The following is a 19,602-nucleotide window of genomic DNA, read 5'->3' as shown; positions in this document are numbered from 1 at the left end:
TCGATCGCCTGACAAATACGTCAGGGTTCTTGCAGTCATCACGCCCCATCCGAACGGTGCCGCGAGAACCGTTTCCGGGACATATAGACTGTAGAGAACGACTGTCAAAAGTGTTCTGGCTATCGGCTGTAAATCCTGTGTCTCACCCATCAGAAAATGGGTTCTACCGGCGATCGGGATTCTCAGTCTTGATTGCTTCAACCCATGTTGGGGTGCGTGGCAGTGTGTGTATTCCTCGATCGCAGTGGGTCGTGTCGCAATAGCCCGCGATCGGTACGGCTGTGGCTATCGCTCTGTGGTGTAATCCTGTGAAAATCCGGCTCGGTGCCGGAAAGAAAGGAGTTCACGAGTGCCGATACAATCGATCGGCGGTTCGTGAGTGGTTGTGTGTGTGTGTGTGTGTGAGTTTGAGTTGAAGCGAGTTCAACTGAAACGAATGAACTCGAAAGTCCGGGGAGAACTAATTACTTAGTTCTGGCGTCGGACTGCGAGCATTGCTGCACCGATAAGTGCAACGAGTGCGACAATGACTCCGAATCCAGGTGTGTCGTCACCGGTTTCGTCGTCGCCGTCGTCGTCAGCTGGAGCCTCAGTTTCTGGTTCTTCAGTTTCTGGTTCTTCAGTTTCTGGTTCTTCAGTCTCTGTTGGCTCTTCAGTTTCTTCTGGTGTTTCAGTCTCTTCTTCAGTCTCTGTCTCTTCGACATCAGCATCTACAACGAGTCCGTCAGCCGATGGGCGCTCGTCAAAGCTACCCTGTCGGATCTGCGCTCGGAACTCGTCATCAACGCTCTCGTCACTGAAGTCGAAGGTTGCGCTGAAGGTTCCGTCAGGTTGGACAACAACGTCGTTGACCGTTTTGACGAATCGTGCGTCACCCTCACCGTTGAGGCGGACGTTGAATTCGCTACCTGGTGCAATGTTGCTTGTACCAGTAACTTCCTGATCTTCTTCAGCTTCAACGGTTACGTAGTCGTCACCGTCGATGTCTTCAACATCGAATTCTGCGTCACGGTCTGCAACACCGAATTCGGAGCCAATCATGAGAGCATCTTCGTCGTCAGTATCTATTGTATTGAATGGTGTATCCTGAGAGTCACCGACTTCGAGGATACGCTGGTCAGTTACTTCAAGATCGACTGTGAACTCATCACCGTCTGCTGGTGTGCGCTCACGGTCCCAATTGTCTTCATCGGTTGGAAGCTCTGGGAAGATTACGAAGAGTTCGCCACCCTCGTAAACAACCTCAAGATCGCTTGCTTCAAGCGTACTGGTGTTGAGTGTTTTTGCCTGGCGGTTTGCCTGGCGTGTCTCGTCTGTCTGTTCGACGACGATGTCAACTACTTCCTCATCCTGAATCAGCGAGAGAAGAGCCTCATCAAGGTCTTCTTCTTCAGTTGCTGCGATGAATCCACCAATGCCGTCGAGCTCAATCTGGTGGACAAGTGCATCGCCGAATGCGATCGTGTCGGTCTCTGTGAGGGAACCTGCGTCAATCGCGTCAGCGATGTCGTCTGCGTCCTCAATGTCACCTGCATTGTCTGCAGATGCAGTCCAGAGGTTCATTCCGCCAACGTTACGATCGTTAACGAAGAGTGCACCAACTTCATCAGCATCGTCGATGAAGTCTTCGACGTCATCGTCATCACCGATAGTGTAGTCATCCTGGAACAGACCTGAGTTGAGGTACATATCGTAATCGTCGACATCAAGGATGCCGTCGATATCATTCTGCTCTGTTTGGTCCTCATTGACGAGGGTTACCTCTGCATCCTCGCTGGATACAATATCTCCCTCGCCATCAGTACCTGCAAGGTATGTGTTGAATTCAATCGTGAATTCAGACTCATCAATGTCGTCAATCTCGATGATTGCTTGGTAACCATCTTCATCGAACTCACCAATAATGAGTGTCGCTGTTTCTTGGCCACCCTCTACGGTAACATCAATCTCTGCAATGTCTCCCTGTGCGACATCGACAGTGTCCTCAACGAATTCAACATCTGCATCCTCACCATCTTCAACAGTGATGGTTGAGCTAGCGTCTGCGACTGTGTCAGTCATATCGAATTCGAACTCATAATCTCCAGCGTCGATATCATCGAAGTCTGCATCAAAGTCACCGTCGTTGACGGACTCAAGCAGGATACCATCTTCTGTCTGGAATGCTTCGCTGTTTCCTCCAAAGATGTCATCGAGATCATCATTGTCGAGCCCTTCAGCAGTGACGTGGACATCGTATGTTCCACGGTTTGCATCGAGCTCAACACTGGTAGTTGTCTCACCTTGGTTGTCTACAGAATCATCGTTCCAGTCTGCACTGAAACGGTTTGCTGTAATCTGGATGTTGTCAATCTCGTCACCAGATGCATTAACGAAGGAGTAAGTTTCACTGGTTTCAAGATCATCTGTCGCGAAGAATGCGAACCCATCATCTGCGTTTGTGACATCAATGAAATCATTGTCATCATCGAAGTCGCGGATCAGTTCAATTTCTTCGTCACCATCAGCTTGATCTGTAGTGATGAATTGACCTTGATATGCTCGAGTCTGGCCGATATCTACGCCAACCACGTCAAATGTTGTACTGCCAGTGATTGAGTTATCGTCGTTTGAGAAGTCGACTGGAACACCGAGAGCAGGATCAACATCAGATAGGTCGTGAGTGAGTGTAAGAGTAACCTCTGCAGAGTTTTCTCCATCCTCACCATTGTAGTCTATTTCTGCCGAAACGTTGTCTTCATCGATATCAACACTTGATACCGTGATGTTGTCGTTATCAGTGCTGGCATCCGCTGCAAATGGAACGGCACCAGCATCAACCGCTGCAGACAGGTCAAACTCAATTGTATCACTGTCTTCAACATCATTCTCGAATTCTATATCGAACGTTACTTCTTGGGCGTCTGCACTTGCCCCTGCTTTGACGTCATCAACATCTACGCTGCTAACGTCATCCGCAGCTGCTGCAGCACCGCCGGCGAATGCCATTGGGACAGCAACCATGGATAAAACCATAAGCGCAGCAAGGAACACGGCTTGTCCCTTGGTGCGATAGTCTGTGTTTTTCTTAGTCATGTTTATTCTGTGTTAAGGTGTGGATACTCGCGATCGGATTCCAGTCGACATCCCCCCCGCCCGTGATGTCTCGGTGGAAATCGACGATCGGATCACCCACTCGCGGCGAGGTTACATTGTTCCTTTTTGAAGTCTCTGGTAAATACTTTCTCCCTTTGTACGACAAAGTAGGGTCTGATTATGCACGGCACGCATTTTTGAGCACAACGATCGACTAAGGGATAAATACTTTCTGTCTGATATGTGTGTGAGGGTGTAGCATAACCAGCAAGAAATGCCGCCTTTCTCGGCTCCGTCTGACGGTCGCGCGCCTCGCACGCAAGGGCAATGAAAAATACTAATCGGATCTTATTTCGATCAAATGAACGATCATACAGCGGTCATCCCTCCTTACTCACGAGCAAATGGAGGCGTCTCTGGACTGATCAACGATCGTCTGTAGCCAGTAAAGAGCACCAATCAGTAGCATGATTCAAACACGCATCACGTACCCATTTCGATCGATCATTTGAATCCAGATGCAAAATTGACGTACACCCCAATGCAGATGTGGGTCAAGATTCAGATCCAGATCTAAGTCCAGACGTAGACATAGATGTGGATGTAGATGTAGACGTAGATTCAGCTGCAAACCACCGCTGTCGATCGAGTCCACCACGAACTCCCTCCACAGATTTATATACGATCGCGGCACAGCCCGGCCTGACATGGTGAGTCGATCCGATCGCCGGCAGTTGAAATCCGAATTCATATGTAAATTCGTCTCAGTATGCCACGTTGCAGTGGATCGGTTGCACCCATGTTTGCCGTGATATCGAGCAGTCGGGCATATATGCTCTCGATCGATCGCGGCGGGTTGTGACCAACCACAAGGAGTCTTTGTTGCATGACAGACGACGATGATGCACATACGGACACAGATACAGACATAGAATCGAATCGTACGCGTACGTCGAACCGTGACGCTACTGACACACCAGCACCAGCACAGCATGGTGAATCCGCGTCGGAGCGTCGATCGCTCTCACGGCGAGCAACCTTGCGAGGCACTGCCGCCGTCGGAATGGCACTTGCCGGGCTCGGAACGGTTGGGTCGTTCTCAGAACCAGCACAAGCCAGTGATGCGATCGTTTCAGAGATCACCGCCGAAGATACCGCGGTGACCAACAATGACGGAACCGTACATGCAGTCTATCTCGAACCAGAACTCACTGTTGAATGGCAACATTTCGGAGACGGTGTTGATTCAGTAAGCATATCAATCCGTGTTCTACTTGATACTGCAAACGAAGTTATTTTCTTAGAATCGCTGTCTACGGAAGACGCAGGCGATCGCGTCGAAATCACGGACACAAGCGATTCATTCGATGCAGTCTCAGGTTCGATCGACCTCGCCTTCGATCGCGTTGATATTACGGATGCGGCAGATGGGATCGACGGGTCGGATTTCAGTGATGGATCGATCGCGGCTGGCGACTCCGAAACCACGACTGTCGAAGTGCTAGTCAATGCAGTGATCGACGGCAATGATGGTGAACACGAGACGATCGACATCGGGAGAGCATTTGATGTCACCGTCACCAACCCCGACGGTGAAGCAGGCGTGAATGGAAGCATGAACACCGACGCAGAATAAGCACCAACATCGCGGTCAGTACTGGCCGATCGATCCGTAATCACATTCCTCAGATCCCCACTGCACGCAGTCCTTCCAACGCCGCCCAAACCTGTTGACGCTGACTCAGACTCAGACCTTCAAGCAACACGACCCGACACTCACAGCTGTACCCGTGGACAACTGGTGTCCACAGATACATATTCACCACCAGTCTCTCACACTGACCGATGACGACCGATCGATCGCAACGTCCACCAAGCATGACGAGACGATACTACACATGGGTGACAAGTTTTTTTTAATACGCAAAACGTACGCTTCGTGATGCGCTCTCCAATACGGCAGTATGCTCAATTTCTGCTTGTGATGACGGCCGTGTCGATCGTCTGTACCACTTCGGTTGCGGCCCAACAGCCAGCACTCTCACCGCGTGAGTTCTCACTATTCACCGAGTTTCTCGTTGCGGCGGTATTCAGTGCGGTTGTCTCGACCGGACTCGTCAAAATAACACCCGCATTCACTCGGGATTCGATCGACCTGATTCGATCCGAACTCCTCAGCACTTTGTGGTATGGGCTTGCGATCAGTCTTGCCCTCATTATTGTGTGTCTGATACTGTTCATTACCGTCTTTGGCATACTGCTGGCAATTCCACTCATCCTCGTCGCCGCCATCTACGCACATCTCGGCTATCTCATGCTTGCCCGACAGTTCACCAAGAGCTGGACATGGGCGATCGTAATCGCAAGTATACTCTCTGGCGTTTTCACTATTGTTCCGATCGTCGGCCCTATCGTTGGATCGATCCTTGCAATGCTTGGTATCGGCGCAACCTATCAGCACGTACGATAAAAAAAAGAGAGTCCGGTGATGTGTTAGCCGATCGGTGTCAGCGCAACATCCGGCGCAGCAAGCTGTGACTGTTCGTCACTCTCGTCATCCTCTTCGGAGCTGTCACCGTCACCGTCTGCATCTGCTTCTTCTTCCTCTTCCTCAAAGTCGATCTCTGGGGTGTCAAGTTCAACAGTGACCGCACTCTCGTCTTCACCGACGACTTGTGCTTCATCAACATCAGCAACGCCAATGAGCTGTGCTTCAAGTTCATCCTCAGCATCCTCGTCAACCGCGGTGAACTGGTACTCTCCCTCCGCTGTGACATCGATGTTGGTGTAGCCGTTCTCTGGGCCAAACTCATCGTAGCCAACGGTTGAGTATGGAAGCGTCATTTCGAACTCTCCGTTCTCATCCGCATCGGCGTACTGCTGGTAGACAAACGTTTCATTTGTCGTGTGATCGCGCATCTCTACCTGTGCGCTGACTTCGCTGTTTGCTGGCGCACCGCTTCCCTCAACGGTTGCCCCCGGAACACGCTCAAATGTTTTCACCCACTGTGGAGTCGTCAGTCCGTGGAACTCCTCGGAGATACCAACTTGGTCCATAATGCTGGTCTGCTGTTGCAGATCGCTGTTCGAGAACGATGCAGGTGTCTCCGCGGATTTCACTAACCGATAGTTCTCAAGCGCATCAACGCGCTCGCTTGGATTCGGCCCAAGCCCGCCGATCTGTGCACCTGGATTATCGTCAACATACTCTTCTGCTTCCTCCATCGTGTCGAACTCTTGAATACCGCCTTCAAGATCGACCGCATCGATCGTCACTTGGCCACCCGCCTCTGTTTCGACGGTCTGCTCTTGGGTTTCGACGACGATCGGTGATGGATCAACGGCGCTGCCGTGATACTCATAGAGACGAACCATCTGGCTCTCATAGTAGCGATGTTCACGGACAAAGATCGGCTGGCCAAACTCCTCACCCATCTGTGGATAGGTTGGCTGGATGAAGTCCTCCTGTGAGACGTCTTCCGCATCATACCAGACGATCGGCGCACTGAACTTCGATGCTGGTGAGACCATCTGCCAATCGACCATTACATAGCGGGTCTGTGCGTCGGCCTCGTTGTCGCTGTTGATATCATCAAGCACATCTTCAGCCTGATCCTCAGTTGGGGCAAGCAGATAGTTTGCCGCTTCCCCTGCATTTCGCTGGAATGGGTTTGCATGTGGGATGCGTTCACCCTGCGTTGTTATCCAGTGGCCGTAATCCCACCATGACATCACGCCATACGTTCCCTCCGGATATTCGTAGTTGCCATCACCTGGGTTCTCGTAGGTGCCATAATACTCAAGCGCGTTATCGTGGCCTTCGAGTTCGCCCGGATATGGGGTCTCCTCTTGCATCCAATCGAATGAGTCGTCCCATGCAATGACGGCACCTGGGCTTGCACCCGCGCCAACATCCCATGCGGTGTTTGATGCCCCAACCGCTTCGATCGGCACAACCAATCCCGGAACAATGATTGCAAGTGCGATCGCCGACACGACCATCACCTGCCATCCCTCAATGTTTGTGAGTTTGTTTTTCGCCTCAGTTGCCGTGTCTGCGTTGAGGTCGGCCCACCGAATCACGGACTCAAACACCATTGCGGTGAGGATCACGACCGGAATGACGAGATAGTAGTTGAATCGAACCTGTGTGAATGCTGCGGCGATCAAAAAGCCAGTCCACACGATGAGCAACATCGTTTCGGTCTCATACTCGACTTGGTACATCGCTCCGATAAGCAACAACGCACCAATCATGAACGCACCAAGCTGCCACGGGAAGCCAATCAATCCGAACACGGCTTCCGGCAGTGCCGGCAGTGCAACCAGAATCCCAACGATCGCAAGCCCACCACCAGCATAGAACGAATGATTTGCATCATCCGATCGGAACAACGGCATGAGAATCAGTGCAAGCAGCCCGACTGCTGCAAAGAAGAAGGTCAGGCCATACTCTCGAATAACCGGCTCAACACCCTCTCCTTGGCCAAGGAGCGGCTGTGCCTCGGCGATCGTCTGCTGAGTGTCTGCTGCGCCAAACCCAATGAAGCGGACAAAGTTATCGAACAACAATGACCAGACGCTTGGCAATGCAACCGCAAGGAAAACGATCGTTGCGAGAAGAATCCCACCAACCGCTGCTGGGTAGGTTGTTGTGTCAAGATCGCGTTGTTCCCACTGGCGTGCAAGGAACGCAAGGAATACGGCTCCAGCTGCAACGGCGATCGGGAGGAAAATCTGGGTGTAGGAGTAATCAGTAACACCGAAACTGAACTGCTCAAGCGGGATGATCATCATCAGCCCTGCAACGGTCATCGAGACCGCGGCAACGAACGTCACTGGCTCCGGTGTATCGTTGTGTACGACATCCGCCGTGATTTTGATCAGGAAGAATGCACCAAAGATACCGACAAGGAGGACACCCGGCTGCCAGACATACAGATACAGTGCGGTGCCGACACCCGCGAGTGCGCTATAGAGGAACGGTTTTTTGAGGGCGGCGACGTCCCGATCGACAACAAGCTCCCACACGGGGGTGTGTCGTTCTGCGACTGAAACCGCGACAAGCATTGCGAAGACGGCCATCGCCATGAAAAACGTCTCTGCGGCGTGGTGCTGGTAGGATCCCGCAAGGCTCCGGGTGAGGAACTGCCCCGGAATCAGTGCGAGAAGAAGCACCGAAAAGAGTGCTCCAGGGCGGCTGATAAAGCGGCGCGCGATCAAATACGTTGGAATCACACACAACGTTGCCATGACTGCTGTTGCAACCAACATGACCATTCCGGCCTGCATCTCGGTCGGGTTTCCAAGCCCGACGATCAAAATGGCGGTTGCGACGAGCTGATCCCAAAGCGTTCCGAACTGTCCGGCAAGTTGGCCGCGCGGATAGCTTGTCCACACATCATACGGCATCGTAAACGGATAGTTCTGCACCGTATAGCTCGTTTCGCGGAAGTGATACCACGGATCGTTACCTGTAAAGAAGATTTCACCGTTGATGATGAAGTTGTCATAAGACTGTACCCGTATCCACAGCATAAACGCCATCACTGCGCCCAAGAGTGGAATATGATAAACTCGTTCGAAGACATCCACAATCGAACTGTCTTCGGACGTCGAGAATAACGATCGGCCCGTTTTCTCGCCCTGTTCAGTCGGCTTACTCATTGTGTAACTCGTACAGCAAAACGCGCATAAGCCTTTTGACCTGTCTTTGTAGCGAAAACAACACCTGGATGCGATATTTGCGTGAAAGAAGGATGTGAGTACCGATCGAGAGTCGCACTGACGATCGGTGCAAGCCATGTTATTCGCCGCTGTGTATGACTTCGTGTGAGAGGCAGGAAGTGAGGACAGTAACTCTTATTCGGAAATCGTTTGAAACTGTGAGTAATGGATGTCTCTGTCGTTATTTGTACCTACTCGATGGATCGGTACGATATTTTTTCCGACTGTGTTGAGAGTGTTTTAGCACAGGCGTACGACCCGCTTGAAGTTGTGATCGTAGTTGATGGAAACCCGGAGGTATTCGATCGTGTCCGATCGGACTTTGGATCGATCGAGAATACGGTACTCCACAATAACGATGCAAACAGAGGGATCTCCTACTCTCGAACGAAAGGGGCAGAACTAGCAAGTGGCGAGGTGGTGGCGATGATTGATGACGATGCAACCGCAGCGTTGGATTGGATCTCAGAGTTGGCGAGCGTGTACGAGCGTACGGATGCGGTTGCAGTTGGGGGCTATGTCGCTCCAAACTGGGTGGATGGAAAACCCGACTTCTTCCCCGACGAGTTCTACTGGTTGGTTGGCTGTGATGAACGCGGGATGGGCGAGCACATGGAGGAGTTGCGCAACACCTATGGCTCGAATATTTCCTACAAACGGGATGTGTTCTTGGCGGTTGGTGGATACGACGAGAATACCGGTCGAAAAGGCGATCGGCATATCCAGGCACACGAAGCCCCAGTCTGTGTTCGCATCCGAAAACTGACTGGCAAGGGTGTGATCTACAATACGAATGCCGTTGTGCATCATACGTTATTTGCGTATCGCGGTGACTTTCGGTGGCTCGTCGAACGATCGTTCTGGCAAGGCTATTCAAAACGAATTATGGACCTGATCCTGCCTGAAACGAGCGGTGATAAAAACGAGTATCTGAAACAGCTGTTGTTGACATTTGTGCCGCTTCGTATTGTGTCGTTGCTTCGACGTCCATCGCTGTCGAAGGTGAAACAGTTGCTTGCGATTTTCGTCTTCACGGCTGCTGTTGGCTTTGGCTACATGTACGGGCTGACAAAGCGAGAGCTATCTAATGATGATGGCTCGGAGATGTCGATCGCGTGACCTCCACCTCACAGCGGATTATGGAAGTGCAAGGAGAAAGCCTCGCACTTTAGCGTGGGGAGAATATCAACCGACAGTTACACTCTTTGCCAGATTCCGTGGTTTATCGATCGGTCGTCCTTTTTCATTTGCGACATGATACGCAAACAGCTGGAAATACACATTGGCAATTAGCGGCTCAAACAGCCCTGCGTCTGGAACCTCAAAGCCAACGTCTAGTGAATCAATCTCATGTGATTCGGAGATGGCACCGATCGCAGGTGCGCCACGTGTCTGAGCCTCAACAAGGTTGTTCACTGTGTTTGGGATATTTCCACCATCAGTCAACACTGCCAACACCGGAGTGTTATCAGTCACTAATGCCAGTGGGCCATGTTTCAGCTCGCCGGCGGCAAAGCCTTCTGCGTGATCGTACGAGATCTCTTTCAGTTTTAGTGCACCCTCCAAGGCAACCGGATAGCCATGTCGGCGACCAACAAAAAAGAACGCATCCGAGTCCTGATAGGCCACTGCCGCCTCTTTTACACTTGCTTCGTTGTCAAGGACCTGCTGAACCCCACCTGGCAATCCACGCAAGTCCTCCAAGATCGATCGAGCGTCGGACGGCGATAACACGCCTCGTTCACGGCCAAGGTATACTGCCAACAGTGCAAGCGTCGTTACTTGGGAAGCAAACGTTTTCGTTGCAGCAACACCGATTTCTGGGCCAGCTCGAATAAACACCGAGTTCTTCACTTCACGGCTCACCGAACTCCCCAACATATTTGTCACCGCCAATGTCTGTGCACCAGCGCGCTTGGCACGACGAATTGCGCCTAACGTATCGGCAGTTTCACCGCTTTGGGTAACGGCGATCGTCAGGGTTCGCCACGGATCACGCCCACCATCAAACGTGTACTCGCTTGCGATCGACACGGTCGCACGAATATCAGCAATCTCTTCGAACAGCCGGGCCGCATACAAACTCGCATAGTAGGATGTCCCACACGCGACGAACTGGATCTCCTCGACCGACGAAAGGTACCCTTTCGGGAATTCAAGATCTAATTCGACAGCTCCACGATCGAGATCAATCCGCCCAGAGAGTGTTTGCCTAAGTGATGCCGGCTGCTCGTGTATCTCTTTGCGCATGAAGTGTTCATAGCCGCCCTTCTCTGCGGCATCTGCTTCCCACTCCACCGTCTCGATCGGATACGCAATCTCAGTACCATCTCGGTACACATGGACGTCTCCTGGTCGCAATACGGCAATATCCCCATCTTCGAGATACGTTACGTCGCGCGTGTGCTCTAAGAATGCAGTCACATCGCTACCAAGGAAGACACCATCCTTGGCGTGGCCCAACACAAGCGGGCTCTGATTTCGTGTGGCAACAATCTCGTTCCGGCCAGCATGCACTGCACAGATTGCAAAGCTTCCCTCCAACTGTGAGACAACTCGATTGAGAGCGGTATAAAGATCGTGACCGTCCTCTAACTCGATCTCCAACAGATGGGGAATAACTTCCGTATCAGTCTGGCTGGTAAACGTTCGATCGCTGAGTGACTCTCGAAGTGATTCGTAATTCTCGATGATCCCATTATGAACAACTGCAACCTCACCCGTCATCCCTGTGTGTGGATGCGCGTTCTCATCCGTTGGTGGACCGTGTGTTGACCACCGTGTATGGCCAATACCACAAACTGCAGATGGGATCTCGGGAACCGAAAGCGCGCCAACCTCGCCGGATCGCTTTTGCACTGTCAACTCTTCACCGACAAGGGCGACACCTGCAGAGTCATAACCTCGATATTCGAGGTTTTGTAATCCCTTGTACACGATCGGACCGGCCGGATCCTCACCAAGATAGCCAACAATTCCACACATACTATCCCCTCCTCACAATTGCATCTGATTCAATGTGCCCGCTGATAATTGCCCCGTCCTCGATAGATGCCCCATCACCAACAACGGTACCCGGGGCGATCGTCACAGCGCCGCCGAGAGTTGCATTATCACCAACCACACCACCGAGTGCAATGTCCTTGTAGACGGTCCCATCAACAACCATCTGTGTATCGCCACCTGCGATCGTCACGTTCGCACCAACACGTGTATTTTCCGAGATTACTGCATCACGAACGACCGCACCGGCTTCAATCACGGTATCCGGGAAAATAATCGAGTTTATAATAACTGCATTTGCTTCAACAGTTGCGTTAGCACCGATCGCAGTTCCACCTCCGATCGACGCATGCGGACCGATTTTGACATCCGAACCAATAGCCGTATCCGCTGCGATTGAGACCTTATCAGACTCCGGGGAGCGTTCCCCTGAACGCTGGCCAGCCAATGCAGCATTCACCGTGAGTAGGTCCCAGAGATGCGATACATCCAGCCACTGCCCACGATACTGGACCACATGTACGTCTTGATCTACAAGGAGGTTGGTCAGTGTCGTCGTGATTGCCAGCTCACCAGAATCGGCCGTCGTTTGTGTGATTTCATCGAAGATCGATTGGTCGAAACCATAGACACCGGCATTGATGAGATTCGATTGGATCGGGCCGGTTGGCTTCTCAGTAATCGATTGAATACGAGTTGCCGAACCGTCCAGTTCGACAACGCCATAGTGTCGAGGATTCTCCGCAGGCGTCACAGACACAACCGGGCCACCGGTCGTCTCCAACGTTTCTTGCACGTCCGAAACAAGTTTTGACTCGACTATCCGATCGCCGTTCAAGAGCACAAATGGCTCGTTTATCAGCGGTGCTGCCTGCAAGAGCGCATGTGCAGTTCCAAGCTGTTTCTCCTGCGTCACATACTCAATATCCACATCCCACGAATCACCATCGCCAAAGTGGTTTCTGATCCGCTCTTCGTAATATCCAACGACGAAAATAATCCGATCGAGGCCGGCATTCTCAACCGCTTCAACTACGTATTCGAGCAGCGGTCTGTTGGTAACCGGAAGCATTGGTTTTGGCCGTCGATTTGTCAGGGGTTCCAATCGACGCCCTTCCCCAGCTGCAAGAATAACTGCAGGTGGTGTTTGATTAGCCATGTATGTGCTATATCGTTACCATACTTGAATGCTGTGTGATCTTTGACATTCACAGATACAAAAGTTGGAACCCAGATCGGCCCAAGTCACGGGAAGTTTACACAGAGTCAAGGAGAAAGCCCACGACTTTAGTCGTGAGAGGATGTCAGAACTACTAGTGTCAGTCTCTGTTTTGTACGGGTTGTGTGGATGGCTGTGCGATCGGCATGCATCTTGGCTTCCAATGGGTACGTGACTGTTTGCTAGCTTTGATTTTCCGAACAGATACCGCAAGTGGTTGATCCGATCGTGGGTGTAGAAACTGCTGCTCGCGGCTGATCGGCTGTAGCTTCTTCGATCGATCGGGAATTGAAACGTATTGTGATGATTGCTGATTGCTTAGAGGCAAATTATATGCGCTTCAAATTGGTTCAGTGAGTCTCTAAATCCCTTTTTCTGGATACTTAGTCTACAATTGAATCGACACAGATACACGTGCGATCGAGTGCGAGTTAAACTTGAATATACTACAGTATTGCTCACCGATATACTATCGATCGATCGTCGGAGTGTTGAATAGTCTCTACACCGCTACACCGGCGTTTGAGTGGGGTGAAGTGTCTAAAAGTGATTTTCACGCAACACCCATTTTGATTGGAGATCCAACTCGCTGACAAAGAATATATGGACATTTCGAGGGTGTGTCTAAACACAGAACTCTAAAAAGGTGGTGTTGTTTTACGATCGATCGGGTATGTAAGCAGTACCTTCTTCGTATAAAACAGTCGTATACGGTCTCTCTCCACGATCGACTGATCCATTCTGTCGTCGTCACGCTTGTTTTTTGATTTGGTTTCTGGCTGATTCTGTATCAGCCCACGTGCTTCAGGGAGCATCTGTCGAGTCTACACTCATTCGTTCGATCCATCGATAAGCGATCGTTTGCTACACCCGCGATCGGACCAACCACTTGCGGTGTATATTGCTTTTTGAGAAGACAATATATCATTTATAGAGAAATAAACGCCACTCGTAGACGGTATGATTTCATTTTGATTTTCTTTTAGGAATCAAGGCGATCGGAATAGGCTAGTTCATATTTAGTGAGGAGATGCTGAATATCATGACCACACCGTTGCCACTTCGGGAAAACATTCCACAGGAACTCATCGATCGTGAGCAGTGGGTGTGTTGGGACGAACAGACAAGAGATAGAGATAGTAAACAGACGAAAGTACCGATAAATCCGTCGAGTGGAAGCTATGCTTCAACGACCGATCGGTCGACGTGGTGTTCACTAGATACGGCGTTGTCGTATGTTTCGGATGGGAACGCAACAGGAATCGGGTTTGTGTTCAGTGATAAGGATCCGATCGTGGGTGTTGATCTTGACAAGTGTCGTGATCCAGATACTGGTGTGACGGAGAACTGGGCACAAGAGATTATAGAGCAACTCGATTCGTATACTGAAATTAGTCCTTCAAAAACGGGATATCATGTTCTGGTGACTGGCGAACTCCCATCGGGTGGGAATCGTAGAGGTGGGATTGAACTATATGAGAATGCTCGATTTTTCACAGTTACTGGAGACCGGGTTCGTAGACGGCCACAACAGTTGCAAGAGCGAAGTGCTGCGCTTGCATCGGTCCATGCGAGGTACATTAATCCAGTTCAGGAGAAGACAGGTGGAAACAAAACTAAGACGGAGGGTAATGCAGTAGGTGATCGTGGATTACAGTTGGGTGAGGGAACCGATCGTGACGTGGATTCAAGATCACAAACAAGCGATCGTGGACTGGGTTCTGGATCGGAGAGCAGCCTTGACGATGCAGAGTTAGTATCTCGTGCCCAGGGTGCGGCAAATGGGGATAAGTTCGATCGGTTGTGGCGTGGTGATATCCAGGGGTATGATAGCCATTCGGAAGCAGATATGGCGTTATGTATGATACTTGCTTTTTGGAGCAATGGGGATCGTGTACAGATGGATCGTCTGTTTCGTCATTCAGATCTGTTTCGTGAGAAGTGGGATGTGAGCCATTTCTCCGATGGAAGTACGTACGGAGAGAAGACGATCGAGCGTGCTATTGGTATGACGAGTGAATTTTATACACCAGCACGGTCGTCTATTCGATCGGATTGGGGTGACTCTGGGTCATCTAGTGGTAATGAATCGACGTCTGATGGCAATTTTGCAGATTCGGATGGTGATGTAGGAGAAACGCGAGAGGGTGTATCCGTCTATTTGAATCGGATCAATGAGCTCACCGATCGGATTCAGTCGCTTGTTGAGGAGAATGCGTCACTTCAAGAGGAGCTTTCTATTGAACGCGATCGGCGTCTGGAGGTTGAGGCTGAGTTAGAGGCGCGCTCGGAGCGTCCTTCGAGGAAGTGGTATCTTCGGTGGCTGCCTCGCTGAGTGGAGCCGATCGTATGTGAGGTGTGTTTTTTTAACACGATCGCATTGTGAGTCACACTTTTGGGTCTTGATTGTCGAAGTATTTTGTTTGGGGGATCATCTTTTGTAGTTGTTGGAGCGTGAGCATGTCAGTAAACCCTGGTTCATCGATCATGAACATCGAGGGCGGAGATGTTGGGCTGTATGTTTTGTCAACACGTGGGTCACCTTCAAGTGGCTCATTGAGTGCACTGAGTACGTTATGGGCTCCATCTCTGTTTTTCACGACCCAGATTGCTGCTTCTGGCTCATGTGTTGCCATTTTGTCGTAGTCTGAGGGGACCGCTCTTCGAGAGTCATGGTTCGATCGTTCGGCTTCAAGTGTGATGATGATGTTCTCGTTTTTGTCGATTCCAACTGCATCGAGTCTTGATTTTGCGTCACCGTTTTTGACTTCGTAATATGAGAGTGCTTCAGTTACTGGGGAGTCTCGATCGTTAACGTATGTTTCTTCGATGTATCGTCGACCGAGCTCGACCATAATGATGTGAAGGGTGGATTCATTGAGGTCGCCTTGTGTGTGTCCATATGCGATACCTTCTCTGTGACCGATTTTGATAGCTTTCCGTCCTTTTGATGTTACAGTGTAGAGTTTGTGTGGGTACGTACAGTCGACTGTGAGGTGTTTTGTGTCGACGAGCTCGTCTCGTTCTTCAGGTGAGATGCCGACGTATTCCTCGAGGAGTTTCATACTGTCGTAGAGTGGATCGTATTCGGTTTTAGGATCGTAGTGGCGTTGGTGTGCTGTGTAGACTACTTGTAGGAGTCTGAGTTGGGCATCTGTGAATGGGCTTTGGCGGCGTTCTTTTCGTGAGAGTTTCAGTGATATATCACAGATTGGGATGTCGTCTCTGGAGATGTTGGAGAGTTGATTGCAGCACATGAGTGCAAACCGCATCCCTTGTGCTGTTGGATCGTATCGGTTTTGACAGGTTTCACAGACCAGCGCGTGTATTTCTGGATCGTAGTCGATCGGTTCTGGGAGATGTGTTGTGTATGGGAGTGCTGAGTTGAGACGTATGTCTTCTGTTGTTTCGGTTTTTTCGGTGGGCTGAGGTTCTTTTGCTTCATCAGTGTGTGTCAGTTTAGTCTGTTGGGTATCTTGTTCGATCGAGGTTCGCATGTCTGCACGTGAGAGATCGAGCCCGTAGTTGAGTCGTGTGCGATCGTATACGGTGTCAAGTGCTGTTTTGAATCCGGTTTCTTGTGCACTGGTGAGTGGTGTGAGACCATCTGGGTGCCCGGTTGGGAGTGCTGCACTTGTAACGAGAAATGGTTGAGGCTCTGGATTTCCAAATTTTGCTGGGAGTCGAACCATCCATTCTCCTCGTTGGAGTGCTCGCAGTCGGTTGCTGACTTCTGTTGTGTCGATCGCTTCGGTTGCGAATCGTTGTGCGAGGTCGGTGTCGACGGAGACGTTTCCTGCAACGACTGTTGAGACGTTATTGATGACTTCTGCGTAGGCTCGTGGGTCTGCGTGTCGGAGCTGCGCTGGAAATTGCATTGCGAGTGTTATTGAGAGCCCAAACGATCGTGATTGTGAGAGTAGTTCTGAGAGCAGTGTTGATCCACCAAGGTGAGCTGCCTCTTCGATGTATAGATTGACGAGAGGTAGTTCGGCATTTTCTGTCTGTTGTTGTGTCCGACGCCGAAGTGCACTCCATAGTGTTGAGAGGATAAGAAGCGTCATTGCACGTTGGCTTTCTGGGCGGAGTCCTCCAGTATCGATTATCACAACCGCATCCTTGTCGAGTATCGATCGGAGATCGAAATAGGGGTCGCTTGTCCCAGGGGTAGGAGTATTATTGAATATCATTCCCAAGCGCTTATCGAGTGGTATTTTTTCGATTCTGTTGGCGACGCCTTGGAGCAGCTCGGTAAATGATCGCTTGCTGTTTGCTGCAACACCGTCAAGCATGAGTTGCAGTTCTTTGTCGGAGACTGTCGGTGGTTCTTGTGCTTTTTGAAATTGGGCTGTGAGTGCTTGGAGGTCGCGGTGGCTAAACACATCTTTTCCATGCACGGGATCGAATTGCGTTTTGAGAAGGTATCGGATGATATCTGGCGATCGAACTGCCCGTTCGAATCGTTCTCTACCCATTATACCGGTGAGAATCTCTATGTAGTGTTCGACGACGTCTTCAACTGCGCTGGTGCGATCGATCCCGTCTTCGAGTTGTTGTCGTATGTCGAAGAACGAGAGTGCGGGCAGTGTCTGTGCACAGTCAAAGTAGTAGACGTTATCGAGTGTCCCAAAGCGAGCATAGTGCGATAGTAGGTAGCTTTCAGACATGCCGTCTCCTTTTGGATCAATGAGAATATCAGCCCCATCGGTTGCGTCGTGGTTGTCCAAAATACCGTTTATCAGTGACGTACTTTTTCCTGATCCCGTTTTTCCAAACCACGCAACGTGGAGCGATTGGAGGCTTGGTGGAAGTGCGATCGGTGTTTCTTCTGGTGTTCCATCTTGTGTCACCGGGTGGCCGATCGTGAGTCCATTTTCGCGGTAGTGTGTGAGCTGTGCTGTTGGTGGTTGAGCGAGAGCGGTCCGTTCTTTGGGTGTCGTCGAGAGTCCTCGTGTTCCTTCTGCAGTCAGTGCGGTTGCATCGATGAGACAGAATGCGGGCGCTTCTGTTGGATCGGCAATAATCCCTTGGCTTGTATTTTCTGTCCACGGCAGGCGTGTCGCAATCCGATCGTAGGTTGGTTCACACACACTCCGCGATTGTATTGTCTCTAAGAGGTTTTGTGCATCGTCGCCTGTTTTTTCAACCCCTCTAATTTGGTAGTGGAGTCCGCTCACTGATTCAAGGGCAGTTTGTAGCTCTCGTATTGTCCCAAGTGCATCGGGTTGCTCTCGGTTGTGATTTTTGTTTTCTCCAGTTGCCGTCTCACTGTTCGTTTTGTCTGGGGATGTTGCAACGGCGATCGCGATCGCACGCGCATTAAGTATGAACGATCGTTGTGCGTCTTTGTGTTCAAGGTCCGTCAGGCGCTGTCGTATTGCGGGGTCTCTGTGGTGTGCTTGTTCGTGCAGTGTTTCCGATCGGTTTGGTTGCTGTTCTGTCGTTGTTGGGCCAAACCAATCATCAACAAACCGATCGGCCATGGTCTCGCGCCCGTGTTCGAGTCGATACCGCCGATCGAGGGCGTCTGCTCGCCAATCTCGGTAGGGGTGTAGCAGCACTTGGTAGGCCATTGGAAGTGTGCTTGTCGAGAGTGTTTCAACGATCGCGGTGAGTGGGAGTCGTGTCTGTGTTTCTTCTTCAAACGTGCTGAATGGCGTTAGTCGTGTTTGCCAGTCTTCACGGCGCTCTGCAACGCCGTAGAACTCTATTCCAACAACGTCGGGTATCTCATCTATTGAGTCGTCGTGTTCTGGGCTGGGTGTTGTAAGTGTTTCCAGCGGATCTCGATCAATCTGTTCAATCTCGTAGGTGTTTGGGAATAATCCTCGGCACAAATGTGTGAGTGCTTGGATATCCGATTCGTCTGGTGAGTCAATGCTGATGTGATATTCGAGTGGTGCATCTGTCTGCCCGCTTGTAACAAGTAGCCATTCGATCGTTATCGGCTGTTCACGTGAAAAGAGTTGTTTCCATTTCGATTCCGGCTCTGTCGATCGCTTGAGTCGATGGAGTCGCCGAAAGTGACTTTCGACGGTTGATGGATCCAGTGGATCATGTGTTGGCCGAATTCGTAACGATCGATATGTCTCTGTGCCCGGTTTTGTTTCTGTGTTTCTGGATGACATTTTCTGAATGTACACGCTGAATGTGACGAACGTGTGTGCCCGGTGTCGATCAGCAAGCGTGCTTTTGCGACGGTGTACATAAGCGTCTCTGGACGCCTCTTATCCTCTCAATTAACCAAACTCACACGATTTCGTGACTGTTGATCGGATTGCACAAGATCTCGTACTGAGATCACAGAACCCGAAGATCAGTGTCACAAGTGACATCCTCCTACGATCTCAGTCGTGGGTTTTCTCGCTAACCTACAGATAATCGGGGCGAGTGCCTCGGGGTCGTACGGAAATCTCTGACCTCCGTGATGAGGAGACGCTCTGCGTCTCGAACCACTTGACCCCGAGGTGGTTCACGCGAGAATGTCGCACTCCCCTGACCACCCCCAGTGTACCAAAACTGAAATAGCCTATTTTCAAATAGCCTATTCTAAATTTGGCTATTCGGTATGATTAACC

Annotated in this window: 9 protein-coding genes; 4 read left to right on the top strand and 5 right to left on the bottom strand. The window is 50.8% G+C overall.

Annotation, left to right across the window (positions count from 1 at the left end):
• Window positions 1–468: 468 nt before the first annotated feature.
• Window positions 469–3,075 (bottom strand): BGTF surface domain-containing protein, encoded by a 2,607-nt coding sequence (locus tag AArcSt2_RS11320; protein ID WP_250584740.1) that lies wholly within the window; start codon window positions 3,073–3,075, stop codon window positions 469–471.
• Window positions 3,076–3,961: 886 nt separating this feature from the next.
• Here AArcSt2_RS11320 and AArcSt2_RS11315 point away from each other — a divergent pair.
• On the top strand, window positions 3,962–4,711 hold the full coding sequence (locus tag AArcSt2_RS11315) for a hypothetical protein (protein ID WP_250584737.1): 750 nt from the start codon (window positions 3,962–3,964) through the stop codon (window positions 4,709–4,711).
• Window positions 4,712–5,017: 306 nt separating this feature from the next.
• Window positions 5,018–5,545, top strand: a complete 528-nt coding sequence (locus AArcSt2_RS11310; protein ID WP_174653306.1) for a DUF8173 domain-containing protein — start codon at window positions 5,018–5,020, stop codon at window positions 5,543–5,545.
• A 23-nt stretch (window positions 5,546–5,568) separates the two neighbouring features.
• Here the strand turns inward: AArcSt2_RS11310 and AArcSt2_RS11305 are convergent, their stop codons facing one another.
• Entirely contained in the window at window positions 5,569–8,742 is a 3,174-nt protein-coding gene (locus AArcSt2_RS11305) for an oligosaccharyl transferase, archaeosortase A system-associated (RefSeq protein ID WP_250584735.1), read from the bottom strand.
• 225 nt (window positions 8,743–8,967) lie between these two features.
• On the opposite strand from AArcSt2_RS11305, the gene aglG reads away from it, so the two are divergent.
• The gene (gene aglG, locus AArcSt2_RS11300; RefSeq protein WP_250584733.1) at window positions 8,968–9,921 is read left to right on the top strand and encodes a glucosyl-dolichyl phosphate glucuronosyltransferase; all 954 of its coding nucleotides are present in this window, start codon (window positions 8,968–8,970) and stop codon (window positions 9,919–9,921) included.
• Window positions 9,922–9,987: 66 nt separating this feature from the next.
• Here the strand turns inward: aglG and glmS are convergent, their stop codons facing one another.
• Together glmS and AArcSt2_RS11290 are read right to left on the bottom strand one after the other, a co-directional pair.
• On the bottom strand, window positions 9,988–11,787 hold the full coding sequence (glmS, locus tag AArcSt2_RS11295) for a glutamine--fructose-6-phosphate transaminase (isomerizing) (RefSeq protein WP_250584730.1): 1,800 nt from the start codon (window positions 11,785–11,787) through the stop codon (window positions 9,988–9,990).
• Between the two features lies 1 nt (window position 11,788).
• Window positions 11,789–12,964 carry a sugar phosphate nucleotidyltransferase gene (locus AArcSt2_RS11290; protein ID WP_250584728.1) on the bottom strand — a complete coding sequence of 392 codons (1,176 nt, stop codon included), beginning with the start codon at window positions 12,962–12,964 and terminating at the stop codon, window positions 11,789–11,791.
• Window positions 12,965–14,066: 1,102 nt separating this feature from the next.
• On the opposite strand from AArcSt2_RS11290, the gene AArcSt2_RS11285 reads away from it, so the two are divergent.
• Window positions 14,067–15,359, top strand: coding sequence for a phage NrS-1 polymerase family protein (locus tag AArcSt2_RS11285; RefSeq protein ID WP_250584726.1), 1,293 nt, complete (start codon window positions 14,067–14,069; stop codon window positions 15,357–15,359).
• 52 nt (window positions 15,360–15,411) lie between these two features.
• Here AArcSt2_RS11285 and AArcSt2_RS11280 read toward each other — a convergent pair whose 3' ends face one another.
• Window positions 15,412–19,152: an ATP-binding protein gene (locus AArcSt2_RS11280; protein WP_250584724.1), complete on the bottom strand. Its 3,741-nt coding sequence runs from the start codon at window positions 19,150–19,152 to the stop codon at window positions 15,412–15,414.
• Window positions 19,153–19,602 lie beyond the last annotated feature (450 nt).

It is taken from the genome of Natronocalculus amylovorans (assembly GCF_023638035.1).
In the GTDB taxonomy this organism is placed as follows: domain Archaea; phylum Halobacteriota; class Halobacteria; order Halobacteriales; family Haloferacaceae; genus Natronocalculus; species Natronocalculus amylovorans.
Note: the sequence above shows the minus strand (reverse complement) of the source record. Positions and strands in the feature narration are given on the sequence as shown.

What these genes read in the sequence shown, in the direction of transcription:
- AArcSt2_RS11320 (WP_250584740.1), bottom strand. Translation starts at nt 3,075, where the DNA reads ATGACTAAGAAAAACACAGACTATCGCACCAAGGGACAAGCCGTGTTC.
- AArcSt2_RS11315 (WP_250584737.1), top strand. Translation starts at nt 3,962, where the DNA reads ATGACAGACGACGATGATGCACATACGGACACAGATACAGACATAGAA.
- AArcSt2_RS11310 (WP_174653306.1), top strand. Translation starts at nt 5,018, where the DNA reads ATGCGCTCTCCAATACGGCAGTATGCTCAATTTCTGCTTGTGATGACG.
- AArcSt2_RS11305 (WP_250584735.1), bottom strand. Translation starts at nt 8,742, where the DNA reads ATGAGTAAGCCGACTGAACAGGGCGAGAAAACGGGCCGATCGTTATTC.
- aglG (WP_250584733.1), top strand. Translation starts at nt 8,968, where the DNA reads ATGGATGTCTCTGTCGTTATTTGTACCTACTCGATGGATCGGTACGAT.
- glmS (WP_250584730.1), bottom strand. Translation starts at nt 11,787, where the DNA reads ATGTGTGGAATTGTTGGCTATCTTGGTGAGGATCCGGCCGGTCCGATC.
- AArcSt2_RS11290 (WP_250584728.1), bottom strand. Translation starts at nt 12,964, where the DNA reads ATGGCTAATCAAACACCACCTGCAGTTATTCTTGCAGCTGGGGAAGGG.
- AArcSt2_RS11285 (WP_250584726.1), top strand. Translation starts at nt 14,067, where the DNA reads ATGACCACACCGTTGCCACTTCGGGAAAACATTCCACAGGAACTCATC.
- AArcSt2_RS11280 (WP_250584724.1), bottom strand. Translation starts at nt 19,152, where the DNA reads ATGTCATCCAGAAACACAGAAACAAAACCGGGCACAGAGACATATCGA.